This is a genomic window from Marivita sp. S0852, assembly GCF_046591575.1.
Classification (GTDB): Bacteria; Pseudomonadota; Alphaproteobacteria; order Rhodobacterales; family Rhodobacteraceae; genus Marivita.
Genome location: NZ_JBIQWA010000008.1, coordinates 125,752 through 144,023 on the forward strand (window position 1 = coordinate 125,752; position 18,272 = coordinate 144,023).

The following is an 18,272-nucleotide window of genomic DNA, read 5'->3' on the forward strand; positions in this document are numbered from 1 at the left end:
GGCAGGATCACACGCAACAACATGGTGATACGAGGATTCTCTGAATGGCGCTACTCGACGATCTGCCCTTCGAAGGCACCGACCCGCAAGAGGTCGCGGAGCTTGTCGCCCCGCTGCTCGAAACGGTCGAGCACTCGATGGATGAGGACAACCCCCTGCGAGACCGGCTTCAACGGATGCGGAACGGCGAAACGCCGGCACAGATCATGGGCCTGACGGCGGACGATCTGGATGTGCTTTACGGCATGGGCATCCGCCAGATCCAGGCGGGCGAGCTGGACAAGGCGAAAGCCACGTTCCAGCATCTTGGCCAGATCGACCCGCTGGAGGCGCGGCACCGTTACTGTCTTGGCCTTGTGCTTCAGTTGCAGGGCGCATTGCAGCCCGCCGCGCATATGTTCCTGCAATTCCTCGCGCTCGATGCGACGAACCCCGATGGCTACATGCGGCTTGGTGAATTGCATCTGGCAGCGGACGAGCTGGACATGGCGGGCGAATTCTTCCGCCAGGCCATCCGCTTTTCCGGCGATGCCCCGAACCATGCCGAAACCCGTGCGCAGGCCGAAGCGCAGCTTTCCCGGCTCGCCGCCGAACTGACCAGTGAAGGAGTTTAAGATGCGGATCGAAAACCAGAACACGCCCGTCCGCCCGCAAGCCGCAGAGGCCGCCGAGGCCAAGCCGATCACCGGCGCAGGTGCCGCCGCCGCCAGCGGTGCCGCCGTGCCCGAAGCCGCGCTGGCCGCCGGTCTGTCGATCATGGGCGCGCTGCGCAACTTCATGCCCGCCGCCAATACCCCCGATTTCGAGGTCCGCCTGGCCGAGATCGCCGCCAAGATGAAGGAAACGCAAGGGCAGGCCGAAACCGACCGTGTCGTGACCGATCAGGAGATCAAGAAACAGAACCTGCGCGAGAACCAGGTCAAGATCGAGGAAGCGCAACGCAAGATGGACGAGGCCGCCGCGAAACGCGACTCCGGCGGCATCTTCGGCAAGATCGCCGCCGCGTTGCAGCTTGTCGGTGGGGCCGCGCTGATCGCCATAGGGCTTGCTGCTGCCGTCATCGGCGGCGTCTTCAGCGGCGGCATGGCCGCTTTTGCCGGCGTGGCGATCATGGGGGCCGGGGCCTTGATGATGCTGGGCGGAATCGATGGCATGGTGAGTGAATTCAACGACGGCAAGGGGATCATCGCGTCGGTCGCCGATGTCGTCGCCGGTATGTTCGGCGAAGAACTGAGCGACGATTGGATTATGGGGCTCAACATTGCGTCCGCTGTCGTGATGGTTCTGGCCAGTCTTGCATTGGCGGCAGTTACGCTGGGCGTCGCCGGTGCGGGCGCGATCGTCGCCATCAAGTCGGGGCTTGCCAGCCTGGGCATCGCCATCGGCAACGGCGTTGCATCCGGGGCCAAGGCCGTGTCGACCGCCGCCAATCTGGCAAGCGGTCTCGTGCAGGCGGCCATCTCGATCGCCGGGGCGGGTGTGCAGATTGCCGAAAACGTCAACAAGCTTGAGGTTGCCGATCTCGAACACGAGGCGGCCAATAAGCACGCGGACGCCGCCGAACTGCAGGCGATGATGGCTGCTCTGGACGATCTGATCGACCAGGCGCTGCAGATGATGATGGCCTCGTCCGACAGGTTCAACGGCATGATCGACGAAGCGATCGCCATGATGAAGGACACCGGCGACGTGATGTCCACCCAGCGTTTCGCCGTCTGACCGGCGTGCATTGCAGAAGGAAACGGATATGACCCAGATCAACAATCTGACCCCGAACACCAGCATCCAGACCCCGACCTCGAACGATAATGCCGGTGGGAAAACACCGGTTGCGGGTGCCGCTCAGACGCGTAGCGCCGGAGCGGGCACCGCTGGCGGGGCCGGGGCCTTGCCCGATGCGCGCGCATCTGAAAACGGGGCGGCGGCGCTCGGGGCCGCTTTGCGCGGCGAAGGCGACGCGAAGGTGGCGGATGCCAGCCTGAAACGTCTCGAATCCGCGCTTGCGGTTCTGGAGGACGAAAGCAGCACGCCGATGGAGCGGTTGGAGGCGTTCCTGTCGACGCTGCGGTCCGACAACATCCTCGGCAAGCTCTTGATCGAATTCGCCTCGATGAGCCGCGATCAGGCGCTCGACCAGAGGCTTGCGGCACGCGATGCGGCGCAATCGCAATTGCTGGGGCAGGCGGGAGAGACGCGCGAGGCCGCCGACAAGGCGCTCAAGGCCGCGGTCGTCTCCGCGGTGATCGGGCTCGTTTCGGCTGCGGTCACCATCGGCGTATCGATGGTCAGCGCCGGCATAACCGTGGCGTCTGCCGGCCTGTCGATGGGCGGCTCGCAGCTTGGAAACGCCGCCAAAGCGGCTGAGAATGCGGGAAAGAGTGCCACCTCGCTCAAGGATATGGTTGCCGTGATTGAAGCAGGGGCCAAGGTGACAGAAGCCATGGGCAAGGCCGTCGACGCCGCCGGACAGGCCGGGACCCAAGCCCTCGGCGCGGCGAGCAACCTTCAGGAAGGCATCCTGACCAAGAGCGCCAAGTTGGACGAAGCGCAGGGCATGGAAGACGCCGCCGCCGCGCAGGTCAGCCAGTCGAACGAGGAAATGGCCAAGAAGGTCATGGAAGAACTGGCCGACATGGTGCGCGCGACGCTCGAATTTCTCAAGCAGATGCGGCAGGCCGAGACTGACATGATGATGAGCATGACGCGGGTCTAGGCGCATCATGGCCTCTGCACCCCCAATCGGCCCGGTCCCGTGCGCTGCTTTGGCGCTGCGCGCGGCGCTCGGGCTCGGCGCGCCGACCGAATCGGTAGGTGCCAGCTACACGCTCGAAGCGAACGGTGTCGAGATCGAGATCGTCGCCGCCCCTGACGGCCGCGATGCGCTGATGACGGCGCGTCTGGGCTGGCTCGACCCCGATCCACGCCGGGCCGAGGATCAGGTGACGCGGCTGATGCGCATCGGGCTCGCGCTGCCTGCGGTGAATCGCGCCGCGCTGACGGTTCTGGGCAGCGACGCGAGCGTGGCCGACCGCAGCGCGCGGCTGGCCGATATCGCGCTCGGCAAGGGCCGTCCAACCGCGCTTGGCGCGATCCGGAGTTTCGATCCGGCGCAGGCCGGCGAGGCGCTGCGCGATCTTCTGCACTGGGCCGACCACAGCGCCGACACGCTGGCCCGCGCCCCGGCGCTTGCCGACGGACCGGCAGAACCGCGCAGCGCCGCACCTGCTGCCGATGCGGATGAGATGATGATTTTCCGCCCCTGACACCGGGGCCAAAACACAAGGGCAAACGACATGAACACCGAAGAAAGGGCCGCACTGGATGGCGCGGTGCAATCCCTGATCGACGCCGATATCGCCGGGACGTTGGGGCTGGAGCGCGCGGAGATCCATGCGGGTCTACGTGCTGCGGATGCCGATCTGGAGGCAGGTCGCACCGCCGAGGCGGCAAAGCGGTTCGCGGCTTTGGCACTTTTCGATCCGCTTGATACCGGGCCCCAGATCGGTCTGACGCGCGTGGCACTGGCCGAAGGGCAATTCGAAAGCGCCATGAACCTGGCCGCCGGGCTTGTCATGCGCGATCCGGCGCGGGCCGAAGGGTTCCTGCTCTTGGCGATGGCCGCCACCGGCATGGGCGAGGTCGATGCCGCCATCGAGGATTACCAGAGCGCGCTCGACCGCGCCCCCGAGGGCAGCGCGCTGGCCGATGCCGCGCGCGGCGGGCTTGCTGCGGCACAGGCGCGGCGCGCGCCGTGACGCCAGAGGCCGCCCGCGATCAGGGCGCGCTCCTGCGTCACTGTCTCGCCGATCTTGCGCAGAAGGCCGGGCCGCTGGCACCGGTCTTTGACGCGCTGGCCGAGGGGCGTGATATCGGCGATGCGCTGGGGCTGCCGCCGGGGGTGGCGGATGTGCTTTATTCACAAGGTTATGCTTGGCTCGATACCGGGCATGCGCAGCGCGCGGCGGTGCTGTTTCAAAGCTGTTGCGCGCTTGATCCGGGCCGTGCCGCGGCGTGGATGGGGCTTGGCGTGGCGCTCATTGAAACCGGCGCGACTGATCTGGCGCTGGCCGCGCTAGAGACCGCGGCGCGCCTTGATCCGGCCAGCGGCGCGGCGCGGGGACATCTGGCGCGGGTGCGGCTGGCGATGGGGGATCGGAGCGGCGCGGCGCGGGCGGTGCGCAGCTTTTGGGGCACACCGCGCGATTCGGGGCATATGGCGCTCGCGCCTCTGGTGGACCGCATCGCGGCAAGCCTTGGGATGGAAGAGCCCGCTGGCTGATGGATCTTGATGCACGGCATGCTTTGGCGCTTGTACGCGGATTGGCCGCAGCCGAAGTGGCCGAGCGGGTGATTGGCGTAGGCGGCGATATCGAGACAGAAGCGATTGATCCATTCGCCGGGCACGGGGAAGACCCCCTTGGGCTGGCGGCGCTGTCCGGTCTGCCCGCGCCTGAGATTTCGCCGCTTCCCGAGGATCTGGGCGGTCTGTCCGGGTTTTCGACCGAGGCGATCCTGGCATTTCTGAGCAATATGGATACCGCGCAGTCGGATACGGGGCTATTGTCTGCCGCCTTCGGTGCTGCAGGCAGGGTCAGTGGCGTGCCGGACCCGTCAACGCTCGTTGTGAACTTGCCGATAGTCCCCGCCATGCCTGTGGCGCGCGATGGGCCCCCGGCGCAGCTGCGCGCAGCAGAGCAAAGCGCCAGCATGACGCCCGAGGAAATCGCCGCCTATCTCGCCCGCGTTGCCGCCCATCTGGCGCGGCTGGTGCGCGCGCTGCGGATCATTGAGGCGCAGGCGACGGGGCAGGCGCGTGACGCCATTGCGGCGCTGGCCGCCTTGCTCGACACCGTTCTGGCCGCGCTGCGCGAGGTGGTGCCGCCGGGAGATTGGCAGGGTGCGGATGCGACGGGGCGTCGGCGGATCACGCTCTGATCCGGCGGCGTCGGCGAACCAGACCGAGGATCAGGCCCAGCGTCATCGCGGCCCCAAGCGCGTTGAGCGCGGTCTTGATCCGGGGCAGCAGCGCGCGGCGTGCGCTTTGCGGCGTAGCGCCTTCGGTTGGCGCAGCGAGCAAGGCGATCAACCCTTTGGTAAACGCCGCCCGATCCGCGCCCACGCGGCGCAGGGCCAGAAAGGCGCCCGACCAATCGGCCCCATCGGCCCGGCGCAGCGCGCGGGGGACGGAGAGTTCCTGCCGGGGCGCACCCGCATCGGGCAGCGATCCATAGGCGGCATGGTCGAAGACAAAGAGATCGACCCGCGCGGCACCCTCCATATGCGCCGCGCGCGGCCCGCCGGGCAACAGATCGACCGCGCCGATTCCCGGTTCGGGCACCAGCCGCCGGTGCAGCATCGCCACCATCGCGGCCCCGGTCAGCGGCGCGGCTGTGCGGGCCGGCGCGCTGTCTTGCGCCGACAGACCGGGCGGTTTGGTCAGCGCGATCAGGGACAGCACGATGACCACGACGCAAAGCAGGTTCGCGGCGATGTCGGCGATCCAGATGCCGCCGCCGGGGGCGACAGGATCATTCACAGCGCAAGCCCCCCGCCGCGTCGCGCCGCAGACGGTCGCACGCCCCCGCAACGCGCAGGCGTTGCACTTGTGCCACGCCTGCGCGGGCGAGCGCCGGACCAAGCAGGAAATCCGCCTCAAGCCCGCGCGGCCCGACGATCAGCAGCGGGGCGGCGGGCAGGGGCGGCGGGGTCCATGTTGCGATGGCATCAAGGGGAATCGCCGAAATCCCCGATGGCGTGACAAGCGACAGGCCAGCGGCCCCCGCGACGAGCACGGGATCGCCGCTTTGATCCGCATGGGCCCGGGCCGCGCGGGCGATCCGCGCTTCGGCCTCCGCGCTGCTTTGCAGCGCCGCGCTGGCGAGCTGCGCGGCTTGTGTCGACAGCGCCGCCACGATCACCAGCAGGATCGCCGAAAGGCCGATCATGATATCGGCCATCGCCAACGAGGGCAGGCGCGATGCGTCGGGCTCAGCCATCACGCGCGGTGTCGATCAGGGTGAGCGCGAGGCTGGCTGCTGCCGCGGCGACAAGGCCGATCAGCGTCGTCTCGAACGCGCCTGAAAGACCCCCAAGCAGCGCGCCGAGCGCGGCGGTATCGCCGCCCGCCGCACCATCCGCGAAAAGATCGGGCAAGGCCGAGAGCGCACCCATGATGCCGAGGATCGTTCCGGCAAAGCCCAGCAGCGGCAAAAGCGCGATCAGCCCGGTCGCCATGCGGCGGCTGCGCGGCGTCAGGCCCGCAAGAGCGGCGCGCAGCAGCACGGCCATGGTGCTCGCGGCGATCAGCGTCAACGCGAGGTGCAGTAGGCTGCGCGTCAGGGTCTTGGCGGCCTCGGGCCAGAGCAGAGCGAGGGCCATCAAAATAGCCATTCCGAGCGCCGCGCCGAAACAGAGGTCGGCCGCCCCTGCCGCATCGCGCGGGCCAAGCGCCGACAGCGCCAGCGCGCCCGCCAATGCGCAAAGCGCTTCGGGCCAAAGCCGCAGCCCCGATAGGCGCGCCAATGCATCGCCTGCCAGCACCGACGCCGACAGCGGGGCCAGAACCGCCCAGAGCGCGGGCAGGGCGATGAAGGCAACAGCCAGCCGCCGCAGCCGGTCGTCCCGCGCCGCAGCGCATAGCGCACCGGCGAGGTAAAGCGCACCCATCGCGGTATCGGCACCTGCACCGGCCCCGCCCGCGCCGAGCGTCAGCCCGCCCCAGTAAAGCGCGGCACCGATGCCCGCCAGCACCGCAGCGCCGCGTGGATCGGGGAGGGTGGCGGCGTCAGACAAGTTCGATCCGTTCGAGCGGTTGCACGTTCACATTGGCGGACAGTTCCTGAAAAGACAGCACCGCAAGGCTGGGAAATTCCCGCTCCACGATCTTGCGCAGGAAACGGCGGATATCCATCGGGGCAAGGATCACCGGGGCCATCGTATGCCGCTCCACCTCTCCGACTGCGCGTTTTAGCGCGCCGATCAGCTGTTTATGCGTGTCGGGCGACAGCGCAAGATAGCTCGCCCCCGAGGTCTGGCGGATTGCGCCGCGAATCTCGTCCTCGACGGGTTTGGACAGCAGATAGGCCGGAATCACCGATTGCCCGGCCGAGAATTTATGCGTGATATAGCGGCCAAGCGCAGAGCGCACATGCTCGGTCAGCAGGATCGCATCCTTTTCGCGCTGGCCCCATTCCACCAGCGCCTCCAGCACCGTGCGCATGTCGCGGATCGAGATTTCCTCGGACACCAGCCGTTGCAGCACATCGGCGATGGTGATCACCGGCAGCGCGCGCGTGACTTCGCGGACCAGTTCGGCGAAATCCTTTTCCATCTGGTTCATCAGGAACATGGTTTCCTGCACCCCGATGAATTCGCCCGCATGGGATTTGAGTACATGCGCCAGATGAAAGGTGAGCATGCCCGGTAGCGCCATCGCCTGAACGCCCGCGCGTTTCACAAGGTTGGCATGGCGCATCGCCACCCAGAGCGAGGGTGTGCCGGGCAGGAAATCGTCGCCCCGTTCGTAGGGGATCTGGAACATATCGAGGTTCTGCGTCGTCTCGCGCACCATGAAATGCCCCTCGCGCGCCTGACCGGAGGCGACAGGGATTTCGTTCACGAGGATGCGATAAGCGCCATCCGGCAGCGTATCGTTGAGCCGCAGATGCACGCCGGGAAAGGGCACGCCCAGATCGAAGTAAAGCGCGCGGCGCACGCGGGCGACCTCGCGATCCAGCACCTTGGGCTGAATCTCGGACCGGATGCCGGAGGCGACATCGACGATCAGCGGCACGGTCAGGGCAAAGCTGACCGGTTCGACCTCGGGCGCGGTGTCGGCCTCGCCCTCTTCGGGAAAGGCGGGCATGGCGGTGGGGGCAGCGGCGCTGGCCAGCGCGGGCATGGAGCGGCTCTCGTCCTCCTCGGCCCGGCGGGCGGTGCCGCGCATGATGGTGATGCCTGCGGTTCCGGTGATCGCCGCCAGCGTCAGGAACACCAGCGTCGGAAAGCCGGGGATCGCGGCAAAGCCCAGCATGATCGCCGCCGCAATGAGCAACGCCTTGGGCTCGCCCACCACCTGCCGGGCGATGTCGGCGCCCAGATCCTCGTTCTCCTCGGAGGCGACGCGGGTCACGATGAACCCGGCGGTGATCGACACGAAGAGCGCGGGGATCTGCGCGACGAGGCCGTCCCCGATGGTGAGGATCGAATAGACCTCAAGCGCCTCTCCGGTGGTCATGTCGTATTGCGTCATGCCGATGGTGATGCCGCCGATGATGTTGACGCAGATGATGATCAACCCGGCAATCGCATCGCCCTTGACGAATTTCATCGCCCCGTCCATCGCGCCGTAAAGCTGGCTTTCCTTTTCCAGCTTGCCGCGCCGCGCCTTGGCGTCGGTCATGTCGATCATGCCCGCGCGCATGTCGGAATCGATGCTCATCTGCTTGCCCGGCATCGCATCGAGGCTGAAGCGCGCCGACACCTCGGCCACCCGTTCGGACCCCTTGGTGATGACCATGAAATTCACGATGGTCAGGATCAGGAAGATCACCGCGCCGACGACCAGATTGCCCGACACGACGAAATTGCCGAAGGTCTCGACGATCTCGCCCGCGTCGGCCTGCAGCAGGATCAGCCGCGTCGTGGTGATGGACAGCGCAAGGCGGAACAGCGTGGTCAGCAGCAGGATCGAGGGGAAGGCGGAAAAGGTGACGATGTCTTTGAGGTAGATCGCCACCATCAGCAGGATCGCCGACAGCGCGAGGTTGATACCGATCAGAATGTCCACCACCAGCGTCGGCAGCGGCAGGATCATCATGAAGACGATGGCGATCAGAAGGAAGGCCAGCACCACGTCATTGCGCTTGGACAGCTTTTGCAGAAGGCGGGTCATGTCGGGTTCGGTCTGGTCCTGAAAGCCGGTGCGGCGGGTATCGCGCGCATCAAAAGGCGTGGATGGGTGCGGAACCTTTATGTCGCGCGGCGGGGCCTGCCCTGTGGGTGATGTTTGACACTCACGCCCCACCTCCGAGTGCGCGATTGAAAGGGACAACAACAATCGCACCGTAAACCGGGGCACCCCCTCTACAGGCTGACCAAGGAGAGCTTATGCCGATCAGGCTTGATTCCGACGCCGTCAGGTCATTGGCCGATATCGGCTTTCTGGGTATCAGCCGGGGCAGGGTGGCCGAGGCCGCGCGCATTTTCGACGCGCTGACGCGGTTGCGCCCCGGGGATGAGGTGGGGCCCATCGGGCTGGCGCTGGCGCGGCTTGGCGCGGGCGATGCGGCGGCGGCGCGCGCGGTGCTGGCGCAGGCCCCGCAGACCGAGGCGGTGATGGCCTTTACCTGCTTGGCGATTGCCCAGCAGGGCGACAAACCCGCCGCCCGCGACCTGCACGAGGAACTGGAAGCCATTGCGCCCGGCTCCGATTTCGCCCGGATCGCCGAGGCGGCGGTGCAGGGCTAGACCGGCCCCAGTGTTGGCCGGGCCGAAAAGATAACAGAAGCGGGTCGCGCCGATCCGTGCCGCGATAACGGAGTGACCGACCATGACACAATCTTTCTTTGTGCCCCCCAGCCTGCCGTCCGCGACAGGCGTGGATCAGGCCGCGGGCGGCGCGTTCCAGCCGCAGGGCAACGCGCCGGGATCGTCGCTGCGCGCCTTTGCAAACGCGATGGATGCGGCCTCGGGGGCATCTGGGCCCGCGCAGGTCGTTCCGGCGCAATTCGTACCGGGCGCGGATGCACCGCAAGCCGCAACCGGCGTCCAGGGCACGACCGCCCCGGCACAGGCCGCCCCGGCCGATGACGCCGCCCGTCAGCGCGCCATCGACGGGCTGGAGCTTGACGCGCCGGTCGCCGGTGCGGGCGCTGCCGCCGCCAATGGCGGGATCGGCACCGGGCAGGCGATCCTTGATGGGCTGAGCCGAATTCGCGGTGCCTTCGACGGTGGTTTACAGCGCGTCAATGACAAGGTCGCGGCGACCGATATGGATGTGTCGGACATGATGGGGCTGCAGATGGAAGTGGTGCAGTATTCCATGATGGTCGATGTCAGCAGCAAGCTTGCGGGCAAGTCCACGCAGGCCATGGATACATTGATGAAGGCGCAATAGGCGGCGTGATGACCCGTGTCCTGCACCCTGTGAAACGCGCCTTGCGGGCGCTGGCGATGCTCGGCCTTGTGCTGTTTCTTGCCGCGTGCCAGACCGATCTTTACTCCGGCCTAACCGAACGCGAGGCGAACGAGATGCTGGCAGCCCTTCTGGGCGACGGGATCGACGCGCAGAAGGTCGCGGCGGGTGACGGGCTTTTTTCGGTGACGGTGCCAGACGGTCAGGTGCGTGGTGCGCTGTCGATCCTCGACGCGCAAGGCCTGCCGCGGGGATCGCGGCAATCACTGGGGGCTGTCTTTGCCAAGTCGGGCATTGTGTCCTCGCCCTTCGAGGAACGCATCCGCTTCGTCTATGCGCTGAGCGAGGAAGTCTCCAGCACGCTGGAACAGATCGACGGCGTCACCGTCGCGCGGGTGCATATCGTCATGCCAGAAGACCCTGCTTTGGGGCAGGATGTCAAACCGTCCTCGGCGGCGGTGTTCATCAAGCAAAAGCCGGGCTATGACCTTGATTTCCTGATGCCGCAGGTGCGCAGGCTGGTCGCCAACGCCATCGAGGGCGTGTCCTATGATGCCGTGACCGTCGTGCTGGTCGAGGCGCAGCCGGTGGTCGTTTCCGACCGCCCCACCGGGCCGGAACTGGCCGAACTGCTGCCGGGGATGCGGGTCGAGGCGTCGGCGGTGTCGCAGATGCGGATGCTGGGGATCGGCGCGGTGACGCTTCTGGCGCTGCTGACGGGCGCGGTCGGGTTTCTGGCCTGGCGCCTGATGCGGATGCGTGCGCCTGCTGCGCCAGATGACGAGGGGGCAGACCTTGTCTGACGCGGGTTTGCAAATCGCAGGCGCGGGCGGCGCGGTGCTGTGCGATCTGGCGCGGTTCTGCGCGCGGCCTGATGAACGCCTGCGCGCGGCGCGGCTGCGCGAACTGGCCGGGGCCGCGGCCCCCTTGATCGGCGTTCCGGCCTGTGCTGCGGCCTTCGGGCGGCATATCGCAGGCGTTCTGAACCTGCGCGCGCTGCCGGTGACGCATATGCCGACCGGTGCCGAGGCGCTCGCCCTGTACGTGGCGCTGGCCCCGTTCGGCAGGCTCGATCCGATCCTGCGCGCACTGGCAGGGGCGGTCTGGCAAGACGCCATTCGCGGTGCCTTGCGCAAGGCGGACCGGCAGGCCTGGATCGACCGTGTCGGCAGTGATGGCGTCGATCTGGCGCTGCGTCAGGGGCCGATGCTCTATGCCGCGCTGGCCGGTGTCGCGCCGGGGGCCGCGTATTCCGCCGATGCGGCAGAGCGGCTTCTCGCGGCGTGGCTTGCCGGGCGCAGCGATCTGGCGGCGCAAATCTGGGCCGCGCGCAGCGGTCACGCCGCACCGGACGCCCCGATGGGCGAGGCGGCATCGCGCCAGGTCGCGCGGCTGATAGGGGCGAGGGAACCGACATGGACCGACGCCTGAGCCTTGCCGGCCTGAACCTGCGCGCCACCGCCCGGGGCGGTATCCTGCGCGCCGCGCAGATCGCGGAGGCCGAAAGCGCCCTCACCCTGATCGAGGAGGCCGAGGCGCGCGCAGCAACGATCGTCGCCGATGCCGAAAACGTGCGCGAGGCGGCGCGGCGCGACGGCCATGCCGAAGGTCTGGCGCAGGCGGCCCGCGAGGCGGCGCAGCGGCTGGCCGAGGAAGAGGTCGCGCTCGATGCCGCATTGGCGCGGATCGAGGGGCAGCTGGCCGATCTGGTCAGCGCCTCGGTGCGGCGCATCATCGGCACGCTGGAAGATGGCGATCTGGTCGCGCGCACTGTGCGCACCGCGCTGTCGACCCTGCGCACCGAACGGCGCGTGCGGCTCTATGTGCCGCATGGCGCGGCCGATGAGGTGCGCGCGGCGGTCGAGGTCGCGCATGCCGATCTGCCGGGGCTCGAGATGATCGACGTGATCGAGGATGCCGCGCTGGTGCCGCCGCAATTGCGGCTGGAAAGCGATATGGGCGTCGTGCGCTTCGATCTTGATGATACGCAAGCCGAGCTTGGCGCGCTTCTGTATCCGGGCGGCTGAGGCATGGCAGGGGCGCTTCATATCGATCAGGCGGCGCAGGACATCGCGCAGGCCCGCGCGCTACGCCTTGCCGCCGCCCCCGAGCGCATGGCCGCGCGGCTGTCTGAACGGGCAGCGCAGTTTCACCCCTACCGAATGACGGGCCGCGTGCGCAAAGTGGTGGGCACCATCATCCACGCGGTCGCCCCAGATGTGCAGATCGGCGAATTGGTCGATCTTTATACCCGCGCCACAGGCCACCGGCTGGCCGCCGAAGTCGTCGGCTTCATGGGCGTCGAGGCGCTGCTGTCGCCCATTGGCGAGACGCAGGGCGTGTCCCCCGCCACCGAGGTGATCCCGACGGGCCGCGTGCAGACCGTGGGCGTGGGGCCGGGGCTTCAGGGCCGGGTGCTGGACGGGTTCGGCAATTTTATCGACGGGCTCGACCGCCCCTTTGCACCCGAGACGCAGTATCCCGTTTATCAAGACCCGCCCGACCCGATGACGCGGCGCATCATCGACACGCCGCTATCGCTCGGCGTGCGCGCGCTGGACGGTCTGCTGACCTGCGGTGAGGGACAGCGGATGGGCGTCTTTGCCGCCGCGGGGGGCGGGAAATCGACCTTGCTGGCGATGCTGGTCAAGGGTGCGGATGTAGATATCACCGTGCTTGCGTTGATCGGTGAACGCGGGCGCGAGGTGCGCGAATTCATCGAGCATGATCTGGGGCCGGAGGGGCTGGCCAAATCGGTGATCGTGGTCGCCACCTCCGATAAATCCTCGATGGAGCGGGCCAAGGCGGCGAGCGTCGCCACCTCGATTGCCGAATATTACCGCGATCAGGGCAAGCGGGTGCTGTTCCTGATGGACAGCGTCACGCGCTATGCCCGCGCGCAGCGCGAGATCGGGCTGGCCGCCGGAGAGCCGCCGACGCGGCGCGGCTTTCCGCCGTCGGTCTTTGCCAACCTGCCCAAGCTGATGGAGCGGGTCGGCATGAACGATCGCGGCTCGATCACAGCACTTTATACCGTGCTGGTCGAAGGCGACGACATGAACGAGCCTGTTGCAGACGAGACGCGATCGATCCTCGACGGGCATATCGTGCTCAGCCGCAAGCTGGCGGCGCAGAACCATTATCCGGCGATTGACGTGCTCGCGTCGAAATCGCGGGTGATGACCAAGGTGGCCACCGCCGACCATATCGCGGCGGCGGGGCGGGTGAACGAGTGGCTTGCCCTTTATGCCGAAAACGAATTGCTGGTGAAGATCGGCGAATACCAGCGCGGCACCGATCCGCGCGCCGATCTGGCCATCGACAAGCAGGACGCGATCCGCGACTTTCTGCGCCAGCCGACCGATGCGCTTGAGCGTTATGACGACACGCTGGCCAAACTTGTGGCGTTGGCGTCATGATCGCGCAGGTGGCCACCCTCGGCCGCGTCAAGCGGCTGCGCGAGGAAAAGGCGCTGCGCGCGGTGCAGGCGGCGCGGCGCGAGGTGGCGCGCGCCGGGGAACGGCTTGAGGCCGCGCGCGCGGCGGTGGCCGAGAGCGCCGCGACACTGCCTGCGCGCGAAGCCGCGATCTATGCCGAGATCATGCGCCGCGTCGTCGGCATGGGCGCGATAGACGATGCCAAGGACCGCGTTCAGGCGCTGATGGAGGCGCATCGCCGGCTGGAGGACCGCGCCACCCGCGCCCGCGATCACGTCAAACGCTGCGAGGCGGCGCTCGACACCGCGCGCGCCGATCATGCCGCGCGGCGGGCCGAGACGGAGAAGATCGACATCGTGGCCGGGGAACTGGCGCAAGAGCGGAGTGCCGCCGTAGCGCAGGCCGAGGAAGCCGAGATCGAGGAAAGCGTGTCGGGCCGCCGCGCGCCGCCCGAGGCGGTGGGGGCGATGCCATGACCGGGCTGACACCGGACCGCCCCGCGCAGGGCCAGCCGCAACGCGACATGGGCGATGGCGCGGGTCAGAACGCACCACGCGACCCGCGCGGGCAGGCGCAATCGCAGATGCAGGCGAAATCCGAAGGCCACGCGCAGGACCGCCCCGGTCAGCCCATGCGCGCCGGGGACGTGGCGCGCGCCGAACGGGCGTTTTCGGCGCTGTTGTCGGGCATGGCAGAGGTGGACGCGCCGAACTCCGCCCGCCCGCGCGATCTGGATGACGACGCGCGGCGCGGCCCGGACGTGGCGTTTATCGTCACCGTCTCGCCCGGAGAGCGGCCCGCCGCCGTGCCTGCGCCCTCGCAATATGACGCCGCGCGGATGGAAGCGCGGGTGGAGCGGGTGCTGGCGGCGGTGCAGAGCGAACTGGCCGCAGCGCCCACGCTCTCTGGCGGGCGGGGGTTGACGTTGTCCTTTCCGTTGGCGGTGCCGGGGCTGGGGATTGCCGGGGTGATGCTGGTGATGTCGCAGGGCGGGCTCGATCTGACCTTTACCGGCAGCGGGGCGCTCGATGCCGCGCAGCAGGCGGCGCTGCGCGATCTGGCCGCGTCTCTGGCGCAACGCCATCCCAACCGCACCGTACGCGTGCGGCGCGAAGAGGCCGAGGCGGACACGGCCCTGCCGCCCGCCCTCGGCACGCCGCAACAGCGTATCAGGGAGGTCTGAGCCGTGGCCGATGGAAGCACAGCGCGGCGCGGCCTCACCGGGGCCGGGGCGCTTGAGGGTTGGACGACGCTCGCGCGGCTGTTTGACCGCGACATCCCCCTGCCCAACGGCACTCTGCGACTGAGCGAGGTAGATGCTCCGCCCGAGGGGGCTGCCGTACGGTCGGTGGGCAGCGAGTTGTTCGTGGCGCTGGCAGAGTTTCCCTTTGCCGCCACGCTGGGGGCCGAAATCGACACCGCCGATCTGCCGGGCCTGCCGCCGCTGCTGGCGCGCGCGCTGGAAGACGCGGCCTTTGCTGCGCTGCGCGACGCGCTGGGGGTTCCCCTGCCGCAGGTCGGTGCGCCGGTAGAGCCTCCCGCCGGTCTGGCCTGGATCGCCGCCGAAATCGCGCCCGGGTGGGACAGCCCCGCGCGCCTGCTGATCGGCGGCACCCGCGCGGGGCTGTCCCGTGCGGCGCGCCGCCTGCCCGATCTGGGGCCGCATCCGCTTGCCCGCGCTGCGGCCGAAGCGGTGCAGATTGCGGTGGCCCTACATCTGGGCCAACTCGACCTGACAGTGAACGATCTGCGCGGCCTACGCGTGCAGGACGCCCTTTTGCCCCATGCCGCCCCGAAACTCTGCGCGCCCGGCCTGCGCATGGCCCTGTCGCGGGCCGAGGCGGGCTGGACCATAGAGGAAAGCCAAATGACCCAAGACGACGATCCGTCGGATCTGATCCCCTCCATCTCGGATGCCCCGCGGGGCGAGGACCCCGCGCTGGCCGATCTTGACGATCTACCGGTGCGCCTGACCTTCGTTCTGGCGGACACCGAGATGACGCTGGCCGATCTGCGCGATCTGGCGCAGGGCGGAACGATCCCGTTCGACAGCGCGCCGGGCGCTGCGGCGATGCCGGGCGACGCGCTGCGCATCCTGGCCAACGGGCGCGGCTGGGGGCGCGGCACGCTGATCGATATCGACGGCGCGCCGGCGGTCCGGATCACGTCGATCGACACGGCACCGAACGGATAACATCCGGTGATCGATCCGCTCAACCTTATCCTCGGGCTGGTGGTGGCCGGGCTGGTGCCGTTCATCGCGGTGGTGGCCACGGCTTTTATCAAGATCTCGGTCGTGCTGCTGCTGGTACGCAACGCGCTTGGGGTGCAGCAGATCCCGCCCAACATGGTGCTCAATGCGCTGGCGGTGATCATCGCGGGCTATATCATGGCACCGGTTTTCGTGGAGACGTTCCAGATCCTGTCCTCGGGCGAATACAGTTTCAATTCGGTCGAGGCGGTGACCGAGACGTTCAACGCCGCCAAGGACCCGCTGCTGAACTGGCTGACGCGCCACACCGACCAGCGCGAACTGACCTTTTTCGTCGAGGCCGCGCGCGAGATCTGGCCGCCCGAGATGGCCGGATCGGTGAACGAGCAGAACCTTGCGATCATCCTGCCCGCCTTTGTCGTCGGTCAGCTGCGCGAGGCGTTCGAGATCGGGTTTCTTCTGTATCTGCCCTTCATCGCAATTGACCTGATCGTGTCGAACATCCTGCTGGCAATGGGCATGATGATGGTGTCGCCGCTCACGATTTCGCTGCCGTTCAAGCTGTTTTTGTTCGTGATGGTCGATGGCTGGTCGCGCCTGATCCTCGGGCTGATCACCACCTATACATGAGGCTGCCATGACCCCCGAAGACGCGCTGTTCCAACTGAGCGAATCGATGCTTCTGGTGATGCTTCTGTCGATGCCGCCGATCATCGTGGCGTCGGTGGTGGGCATCGTGATCAGCCTGTTGCAAGCGCTCACACAGGTGCAGGAACAGACGCTGAGCTTTGCGGTCAAGCTGGTGGCGGTGGCGATCACGCTGGCGGCGACGGCGGGGATTCTAGGCACCGAGATGTACAATTACACCGAAGGCTTGTTCGACACGTTCCCCGAAATCGTGCGCTGAGCCGGGGTGTTGCAAGACACAGGGGGGCGGTTTTGGCCTGCGCTAGGGTGAACGGGCGCGGAGACGATGTTGAAAGGATGAATTCTTATGTCGATTCCCATTTCAGGTACTGGCCCGGTTGTCACGACCCCCCAACAACCGACAGTTCCGAAACCCGAGGTGGATCGTGTCAATGCCGCTCTCCGCGCGCTTGTTACGCCCACCGGGTTTTCCGGCGGTGGCAGCGCCGCGCGTGCCGGTCTGGCCGCCCCGCGCGAGTCGGGTGATCTTGAAGCGATGGTCGCCGAGATCAGCCTTGCCCTTGGCAAGACAGTCAAGACAACCGAGGCCGAAGGCGCGATTGCAGGCAGCGAAAGCAATCGAACGGGGTTGCTTGCGCTTTTGATGCAAAATGCAGCTCTGGCCGGATTGACCGATAAGGTCGATGCCGAACAAGCCACCATCGGCGATGAGAATAAGATCATCTCCGACGCCGCCAATCGCCGCGATGACGCGCAGGGCAAGATTGACAGCGCCGAAGGCAAGATTGGCAGGCTGACCGACGCCATTGCCGAGAGGGACGATAAAATCGAGGCGGAGCGCGCAAAGGATAGCCCCGACACCGGCAAGATCGTGGGATGGCAGGCGGCCAATGCCAGCGACCGCGCAGAAATCGACCGTCAGACTGCCGTGATCGACACGCAAGGCGGCAAGGTCGATGCGGAAAAGGCTACCATTTCCGCCGCAGAAGGCCGGAAAGAAAATGCCGAACGCCGGGTCGAGGATCTGAACAAGCGGATCGAGGCCGGGCTGGCTGGAACGCTGATCGCCGCCGCCTTTGCCGCATCGCAGACCAGCCGCGAACAGCGCGATCTGGTGGATGGCGCATCCGGCGGTGAAGTGGACCTTGAACAGGTGTTCAATCTGTTGGCCGCGCGCCGCGAGGGTGCGGACGAGGCGTTGCTTGATCTGGAAAGCGAGCTGAGCGAGGCGCTGGCCGAAGCTGGTGCCGCCCCCGGCACGGCTGCCCGCGTGGCCGGGATCGGCGCTGGCATGGCCGCCGGTGTCGGATCGACCATGGCGGCGCTGCACTGGCTGGTGGGTGACGACCGGCTGTTTTCGGCCATCGCCGGCCCCCCTGCTGCTGCGGGCGAACGGATGCGGATGGCGTTGTAAGCATGGAGACGTTCGACCCCGATATCGCCGCCGCCGATCTGGCGCGGCTCAAACGCGCGGCGCAGCGGATCGGCAAGGCGGAGTGGCAGACGCTGTTCCGCCAGTTGCGCGATGCCGCCACGGCGCTGGCGGTGCATCCGTTCCTTGCCGGCGATTTCGAGGCCGAGCGGCGGCTGGTCGAGGCGCTGTCTGCGGATGACCTCGAAGAGATGAACCTGCGGCTCGACCGCTTGGCGGAATATGTCGATGCGAAACTGGCCTTCCGCGCCGAATTGACGGGCGAAGCGCCGCCGCCCAGCGTGCAGCGGCCGGTAAGTGGCCGGCGCGGCGGGGGCGGCCCTTCTGGCGACGATTTCGCGATTGCGGGCGGCAAGGACGCGCCGCGCCCGGCCCGCCGCGATGTGCTGCGGCTTTGAAGGGGAAAAA

General features: G+C 67.5%; 24 protein-coding genes. 20 read left to right on the top strand and 4 right to left on the bottom strand.

The features are described from left to right. The first annotated feature begins 44 nt into the window (after positions 1 to 44). The 7 genes from ACG74X_RS16395 to ACG74X_RS16425 are packed head-to-tail and all read left to right on the top strand — an operon-like array spanning position 45 to position 4,935. On the top strand, positions 45 to 614 hold the full coding sequence (locus ACG74X_RS16395; RefSeq protein ID WP_411236246.1) for a hypothetical protein: 570 nt from the start codon (positions 45 to 47) through the stop codon (positions 612 to 614). A gap of 1 nt (position 615) precedes the next feature. Next, a complete protein-coding gene (locus ACG74X_RS16400; RefSeq protein ID WP_411236248.1) occupies positions 616 to 1,719 on the top strand; it encodes a hypothetical protein in 1,104 nt (367 codons plus the stop codon). A 28-nt stretch (positions 1,720 to 1,747) separates the two neighbouring features. Next, positions 1,748 to 2,713 carry a hypothetical protein gene (locus ACG74X_RS16405; protein ID WP_411236249.1) on the top strand — a complete coding sequence of 322 codons (966 nt, stop codon included), beginning with the start codon at positions 1,748 to 1,750 and terminating at the stop codon, positions 2,711 to 2,713. A gap of 49 nt (positions 2,714 to 2,762) precedes the next feature. Beyond that, complete coding sequence (locus ACG74X_RS16410) at positions 2,763 to 3,263, top strand: hypothetical protein (protein ID WP_411236250.1); 501 nt, start codon at positions 2,763 to 2,765, stop codon at positions 3,261 to 3,263. A gap of 30 nt (positions 3,264 to 3,293) precedes the next feature. After that, positions 3,294 to 3,755 carry a tetratricopeptide repeat protein gene (locus ACG74X_RS16415; protein ID WP_411236251.1) on the top strand — a complete coding sequence of 154 codons (462 nt, stop codon included), beginning with the start codon at positions 3,294 to 3,296 and terminating at the stop codon, positions 3,753 to 3,755. Beyond that, positions 3,752 to 4,279 (top strand): tetratricopeptide repeat protein, encoded by a 528-nt coding sequence (locus tag ACG74X_RS16420; RefSeq protein WP_411236252.1) that lies wholly within the window; start codon positions 3,752 to 3,754, stop codon positions 4,277 to 4,279. The genes ACG74X_RS16415 and ACG74X_RS16420 overlap by 4 nt, the downstream gene beginning before the upstream one ends. Beyond that, positions 4,279 to 4,935, top strand: a complete 657-nt coding sequence (locus ACG74X_RS16425; RefSeq protein ID WP_411236254.1) for a hypothetical protein — start codon at positions 4,279 to 4,281, stop codon at positions 4,933 to 4,935. The genes ACG74X_RS16420 and ACG74X_RS16425 overlap by 1 nt, the downstream gene beginning before the upstream one ends. Here ACG74X_RS16425 and ACG74X_RS16430 read toward each other — a convergent pair. From ACG74X_RS16430 to sctV, 4 genes are read right to left on the bottom strand one after another with little or no spacing between them, the layout of a single operon-like run. Beyond that, a complete protein-coding gene (locus ACG74X_RS16430) occupies positions 4,925 to 5,536 on the bottom strand; it encodes a hypothetical protein (RefSeq protein ID WP_411236255.1) in 612 nt (203 codons plus the stop codon). The two genes, ACG74X_RS16425 and ACG74X_RS16430, sit on opposite strands and share 11 nt — an antisense overlap. Next, positions 5,529 to 5,996 carry a hypothetical protein gene (locus ACG74X_RS16435; RefSeq protein WP_411236256.1) on the bottom strand — a complete coding sequence of 156 codons (468 nt, stop codon included), beginning with the start codon at positions 5,994 to 5,996 and terminating at the stop codon, positions 5,529 to 5,531. Before ACG74X_RS16435 ends, ACG74X_RS16430 begins: the two co-directional genes overlap by 8 nt. Beyond that, positions 5,989 to 6,792: a hypothetical protein gene (locus ACG74X_RS16440; RefSeq protein WP_411236257.1), complete on the bottom strand. Its 804-nt coding sequence runs from the start codon at positions 6,790 to 6,792 to the stop codon at positions 5,989 to 5,991. Before ACG74X_RS16440 ends, ACG74X_RS16435 begins: the two co-directional genes overlap by 8 nt. Then, the gene (sctV, locus tag ACG74X_RS16445) at positions 6,785 to 8,893 is read right to left on the bottom strand and encodes a type III secretion system export apparatus subunit SctV (RefSeq protein ID WP_411236258.1); all 2,109 of its coding nucleotides are present in this window, start codon (positions 8,891 to 8,893) and stop codon (positions 6,785 to 6,787) included. The genes ACG74X_RS16440 and sctV overlap by 8 nt, the downstream gene beginning before the upstream one ends. A 215-nt stretch (positions 8,894 to 9,108) precedes the next feature. Between sctV and ACG74X_RS16450 the strand changes: the two genes are divergently transcribed. The 13 genes from ACG74X_RS16450 (at position 9,109) to ACG74X_RS16510 (ending at position 18,262) form a co-directional block, all read left to right on the top strand. Next, a complete protein-coding gene (locus ACG74X_RS16450) occupies positions 9,109 to 9,468 on the top strand; it encodes a hypothetical protein (RefSeq protein WP_411236259.1) in 360 nt (119 codons plus the stop codon). A gap of 82 nt (positions 9,469 to 9,550) precedes the next feature. Continuing rightward, positions 9,551 to 10,117 carry a type III secretion system inner rod subunit SctI gene (gene sctI / locus ACG74X_RS16455; RefSeq protein WP_411236260.1) on the top strand — a complete coding sequence of 189 codons (567 nt, stop codon included), beginning with the start codon at positions 9,551 to 9,553 and terminating at the stop codon, positions 10,115 to 10,117. Between the two features lie 8 nt (positions 10,118 to 10,125). Then, on the top strand, positions 10,126 to 10,938 hold the full coding sequence (gene sctJ, locus ACG74X_RS16460; RefSeq protein WP_411236262.1) for a type III secretion system inner membrane ring lipoprotein SctJ: 813 nt from the start codon (positions 10,126 to 10,128) through the stop codon (positions 10,936 to 10,938). Next, positions 10,931 to 11,566 (top strand): hypothetical protein, encoded by a 636-nt coding sequence (locus tag ACG74X_RS16465; RefSeq protein ID WP_411236263.1) that lies wholly within the window; start codon positions 10,931 to 10,933, stop codon positions 11,564 to 11,566. Before sctJ ends, ACG74X_RS16465 begins: the two co-directional genes overlap by 8 nt. Next, complete coding sequence (sctL, locus tag ACG74X_RS16470) at positions 11,551 to 12,162, top strand: type III secretion system stator protein SctL (RefSeq protein ID WP_411236264.1); 612 nt, start codon at positions 11,551 to 11,553, stop codon at positions 12,160 to 12,162. Before ACG74X_RS16465 ends, sctL begins: the two co-directional genes overlap by 16 nt. 3 nt (positions 12,163 to 12,165) lie before the next feature. Then, entirely contained in the window at positions 12,166 to 13,554 is a 1,389-nt protein-coding gene (sctN, locus tag ACG74X_RS16475; protein ID WP_411236266.1) for a type III secretion system ATPase SctN, read from the top strand. Continuing rightward, the gene (gene sctO, locus ACG74X_RS16480; RefSeq protein ID WP_411236267.1) at positions 13,551 to 14,048 is read left to right on the top strand and encodes a type III secretion system stalk subunit SctO; all 498 of its coding nucleotides are present in this window, start codon (positions 13,551 to 13,553) and stop codon (positions 14,046 to 14,048) included. Before sctN ends, sctO begins: the two co-directional genes overlap by 4 nt. Next, on the top strand, positions 14,045 to 14,755 hold the full coding sequence (locus ACG74X_RS16485) for a hypothetical protein (protein ID WP_411236268.1): 711 nt from the start codon (positions 14,045 to 14,047) through the stop codon (positions 14,753 to 14,755). The genes sctO and ACG74X_RS16485 overlap by 4 nt, the downstream gene beginning before the upstream one ends. Positions 14,756 to 14,758: 3 nt before the next feature. Next, complete coding sequence (locus ACG74X_RS16490) at positions 14,759 to 15,766, top strand: FliM/FliN family flagellar motor switch protein (protein WP_411236269.1); 1,008 nt, start codon at positions 14,759 to 14,761, stop codon at positions 15,764 to 15,766. Between the two features lie 6 nt (positions 15,767 to 15,772). Next, entirely contained in the window at positions 15,773 to 16,414 is a 642-nt protein-coding gene (sctR, locus tag ACG74X_RS16495) for a type III secretion system export apparatus subunit SctR (RefSeq protein ID WP_411236270.1), read from the top strand. 7 nt (positions 16,415 to 16,421) lie between these two features. Next, positions 16,422 to 16,691 carry a type III secretion system export apparatus subunit SctS gene (gene sctS / locus ACG74X_RS16500; protein WP_411236272.1) on the top strand — a complete coding sequence of 90 codons (270 nt, stop codon included), beginning with the start codon at positions 16,422 to 16,424 and terminating at the stop codon, positions 16,689 to 16,691. An 87-nt stretch (positions 16,692 to 16,778) separates the two neighbouring features. Continuing rightward, positions 16,779 to 17,846, top strand: coding sequence for a hypothetical protein (locus tag ACG74X_RS16505; protein ID WP_411236273.1), 1,068 nt, complete (start codon positions 16,779 to 16,781; stop codon positions 17,844 to 17,846). Between the two features lie 2 nt (positions 17,847 to 17,848). After that, positions 17,849 to 18,262, top strand: a complete 414-nt coding sequence (locus ACG74X_RS16510; RefSeq protein WP_411236275.1) for a hypothetical protein — start codon at positions 17,849 to 17,851, stop codon at positions 18,260 to 18,262. Positions 18,263 to 18,272 lie beyond the last annotated feature (10 nt).

Excerpts from the sequence above, each read along its gene's own strand:
- sctI (WP_411236260.1), top strand. The coding sequence starts at position 9,551 with ATGACACAATCTTTCTTTGTGCCCCCCAGCCTGCCGTCCGCGACAGGC.
- sctS (WP_411236272.1), top strand. The coding sequence starts at position 16,422 with ATGACCCCCGAAGACGCGCTGTTCCAACTGAGCGAATCGATGCTTCTG.
- ACG74X_RS16395 (WP_411236246.1), top strand. The coding sequence starts at position 45 with ATGGCGCTACTCGACGATCTGCCCTTCGAAGGCACCGACCCGCAAGAG.
- ACG74X_RS16425 (WP_411236254.1), top strand. The coding sequence starts at position 4,279 with ATGGATCTTGATGCACGGCATGCTTTGGCGCTTGTACGCGGATTGGCC.
- ACG74X_RS16415 (WP_411236251.1), top strand. The coding sequence starts at position 3,294 with ATGAACACCGAAGAAAGGGCCGCACTGGATGGCGCGGTGCAATCCCTG.
- ACG74X_RS16400 (WP_411236248.1), top strand. The coding sequence starts at position 616 with ATGCGGATCGAAAACCAGAACACGCCCGTCCGCCCGCAAGCCGCAGAG.
- ACG74X_RS16450 (WP_411236259.1), top strand. The coding sequence starts at position 9,109 with ATGCCGATCAGGCTTGATTCCGACGCCGTCAGGTCATTGGCCGATATC.
- ACG74X_RS16485 (WP_411236268.1), top strand. The coding sequence starts at position 14,045 with ATGACCGGGCTGACACCGGACCGCCCCGCGCAGGGCCAGCCGCAACGC.
- ACG74X_RS16435 (WP_411236256.1), bottom strand. The coding sequence starts at position 5,996 with ATGGCTGAGCCCGACGCATCGCGCCTGCCCTCGTTGGCGATGGCCGAT.
- sctV (WP_411236258.1), bottom strand. The coding sequence starts at position 8,893 with ATGACCCGCCTTCTGCAAAAGCTGTCCAAGCGCAATGACGTGGTGCTG.
- ACG74X_RS16510 (WP_411236275.1), top strand. The coding sequence starts at position 17,849 with ATGGAGACGTTCGACCCCGATATCGCCGCCGCCGATCTGGCGCGGCTC.
- ACG74X_RS16405 (WP_411236249.1), top strand. The coding sequence starts at position 1,748 with ATGACCCAGATCAACAATCTGACCCCGAACACCAGCATCCAGACCCCG.
- sctJ (WP_411236262.1), top strand. The coding sequence starts at position 10,126 with ATGACCCGTGTCCTGCACCCTGTGAAACGCGCCTTGCGGGCGCTGGCG.
- sctO (WP_411236267.1), top strand. The coding sequence starts at position 13,551 with ATGATCGCGCAGGTGGCCACCCTCGGCCGCGTCAAGCGGCTGCGCGAG.
- ACG74X_RS16505 (WP_411236273.1), top strand. The coding sequence starts at position 16,779 with ATGTCGATTCCCATTTCAGGTACTGGCCCGGTTGTCACGACCCCCCAA.
- sctL (WP_411236264.1), top strand. The coding sequence starts at position 11,551 with ATGGACCGACGCCTGAGCCTTGCCGGCCTGAACCTGCGCGCCACCGCC.
- sctN (WP_411236266.1), top strand. The coding sequence starts at position 12,166 with ATGGCAGGGGCGCTTCATATCGATCAGGCGGCGCAGGACATCGCGCAG.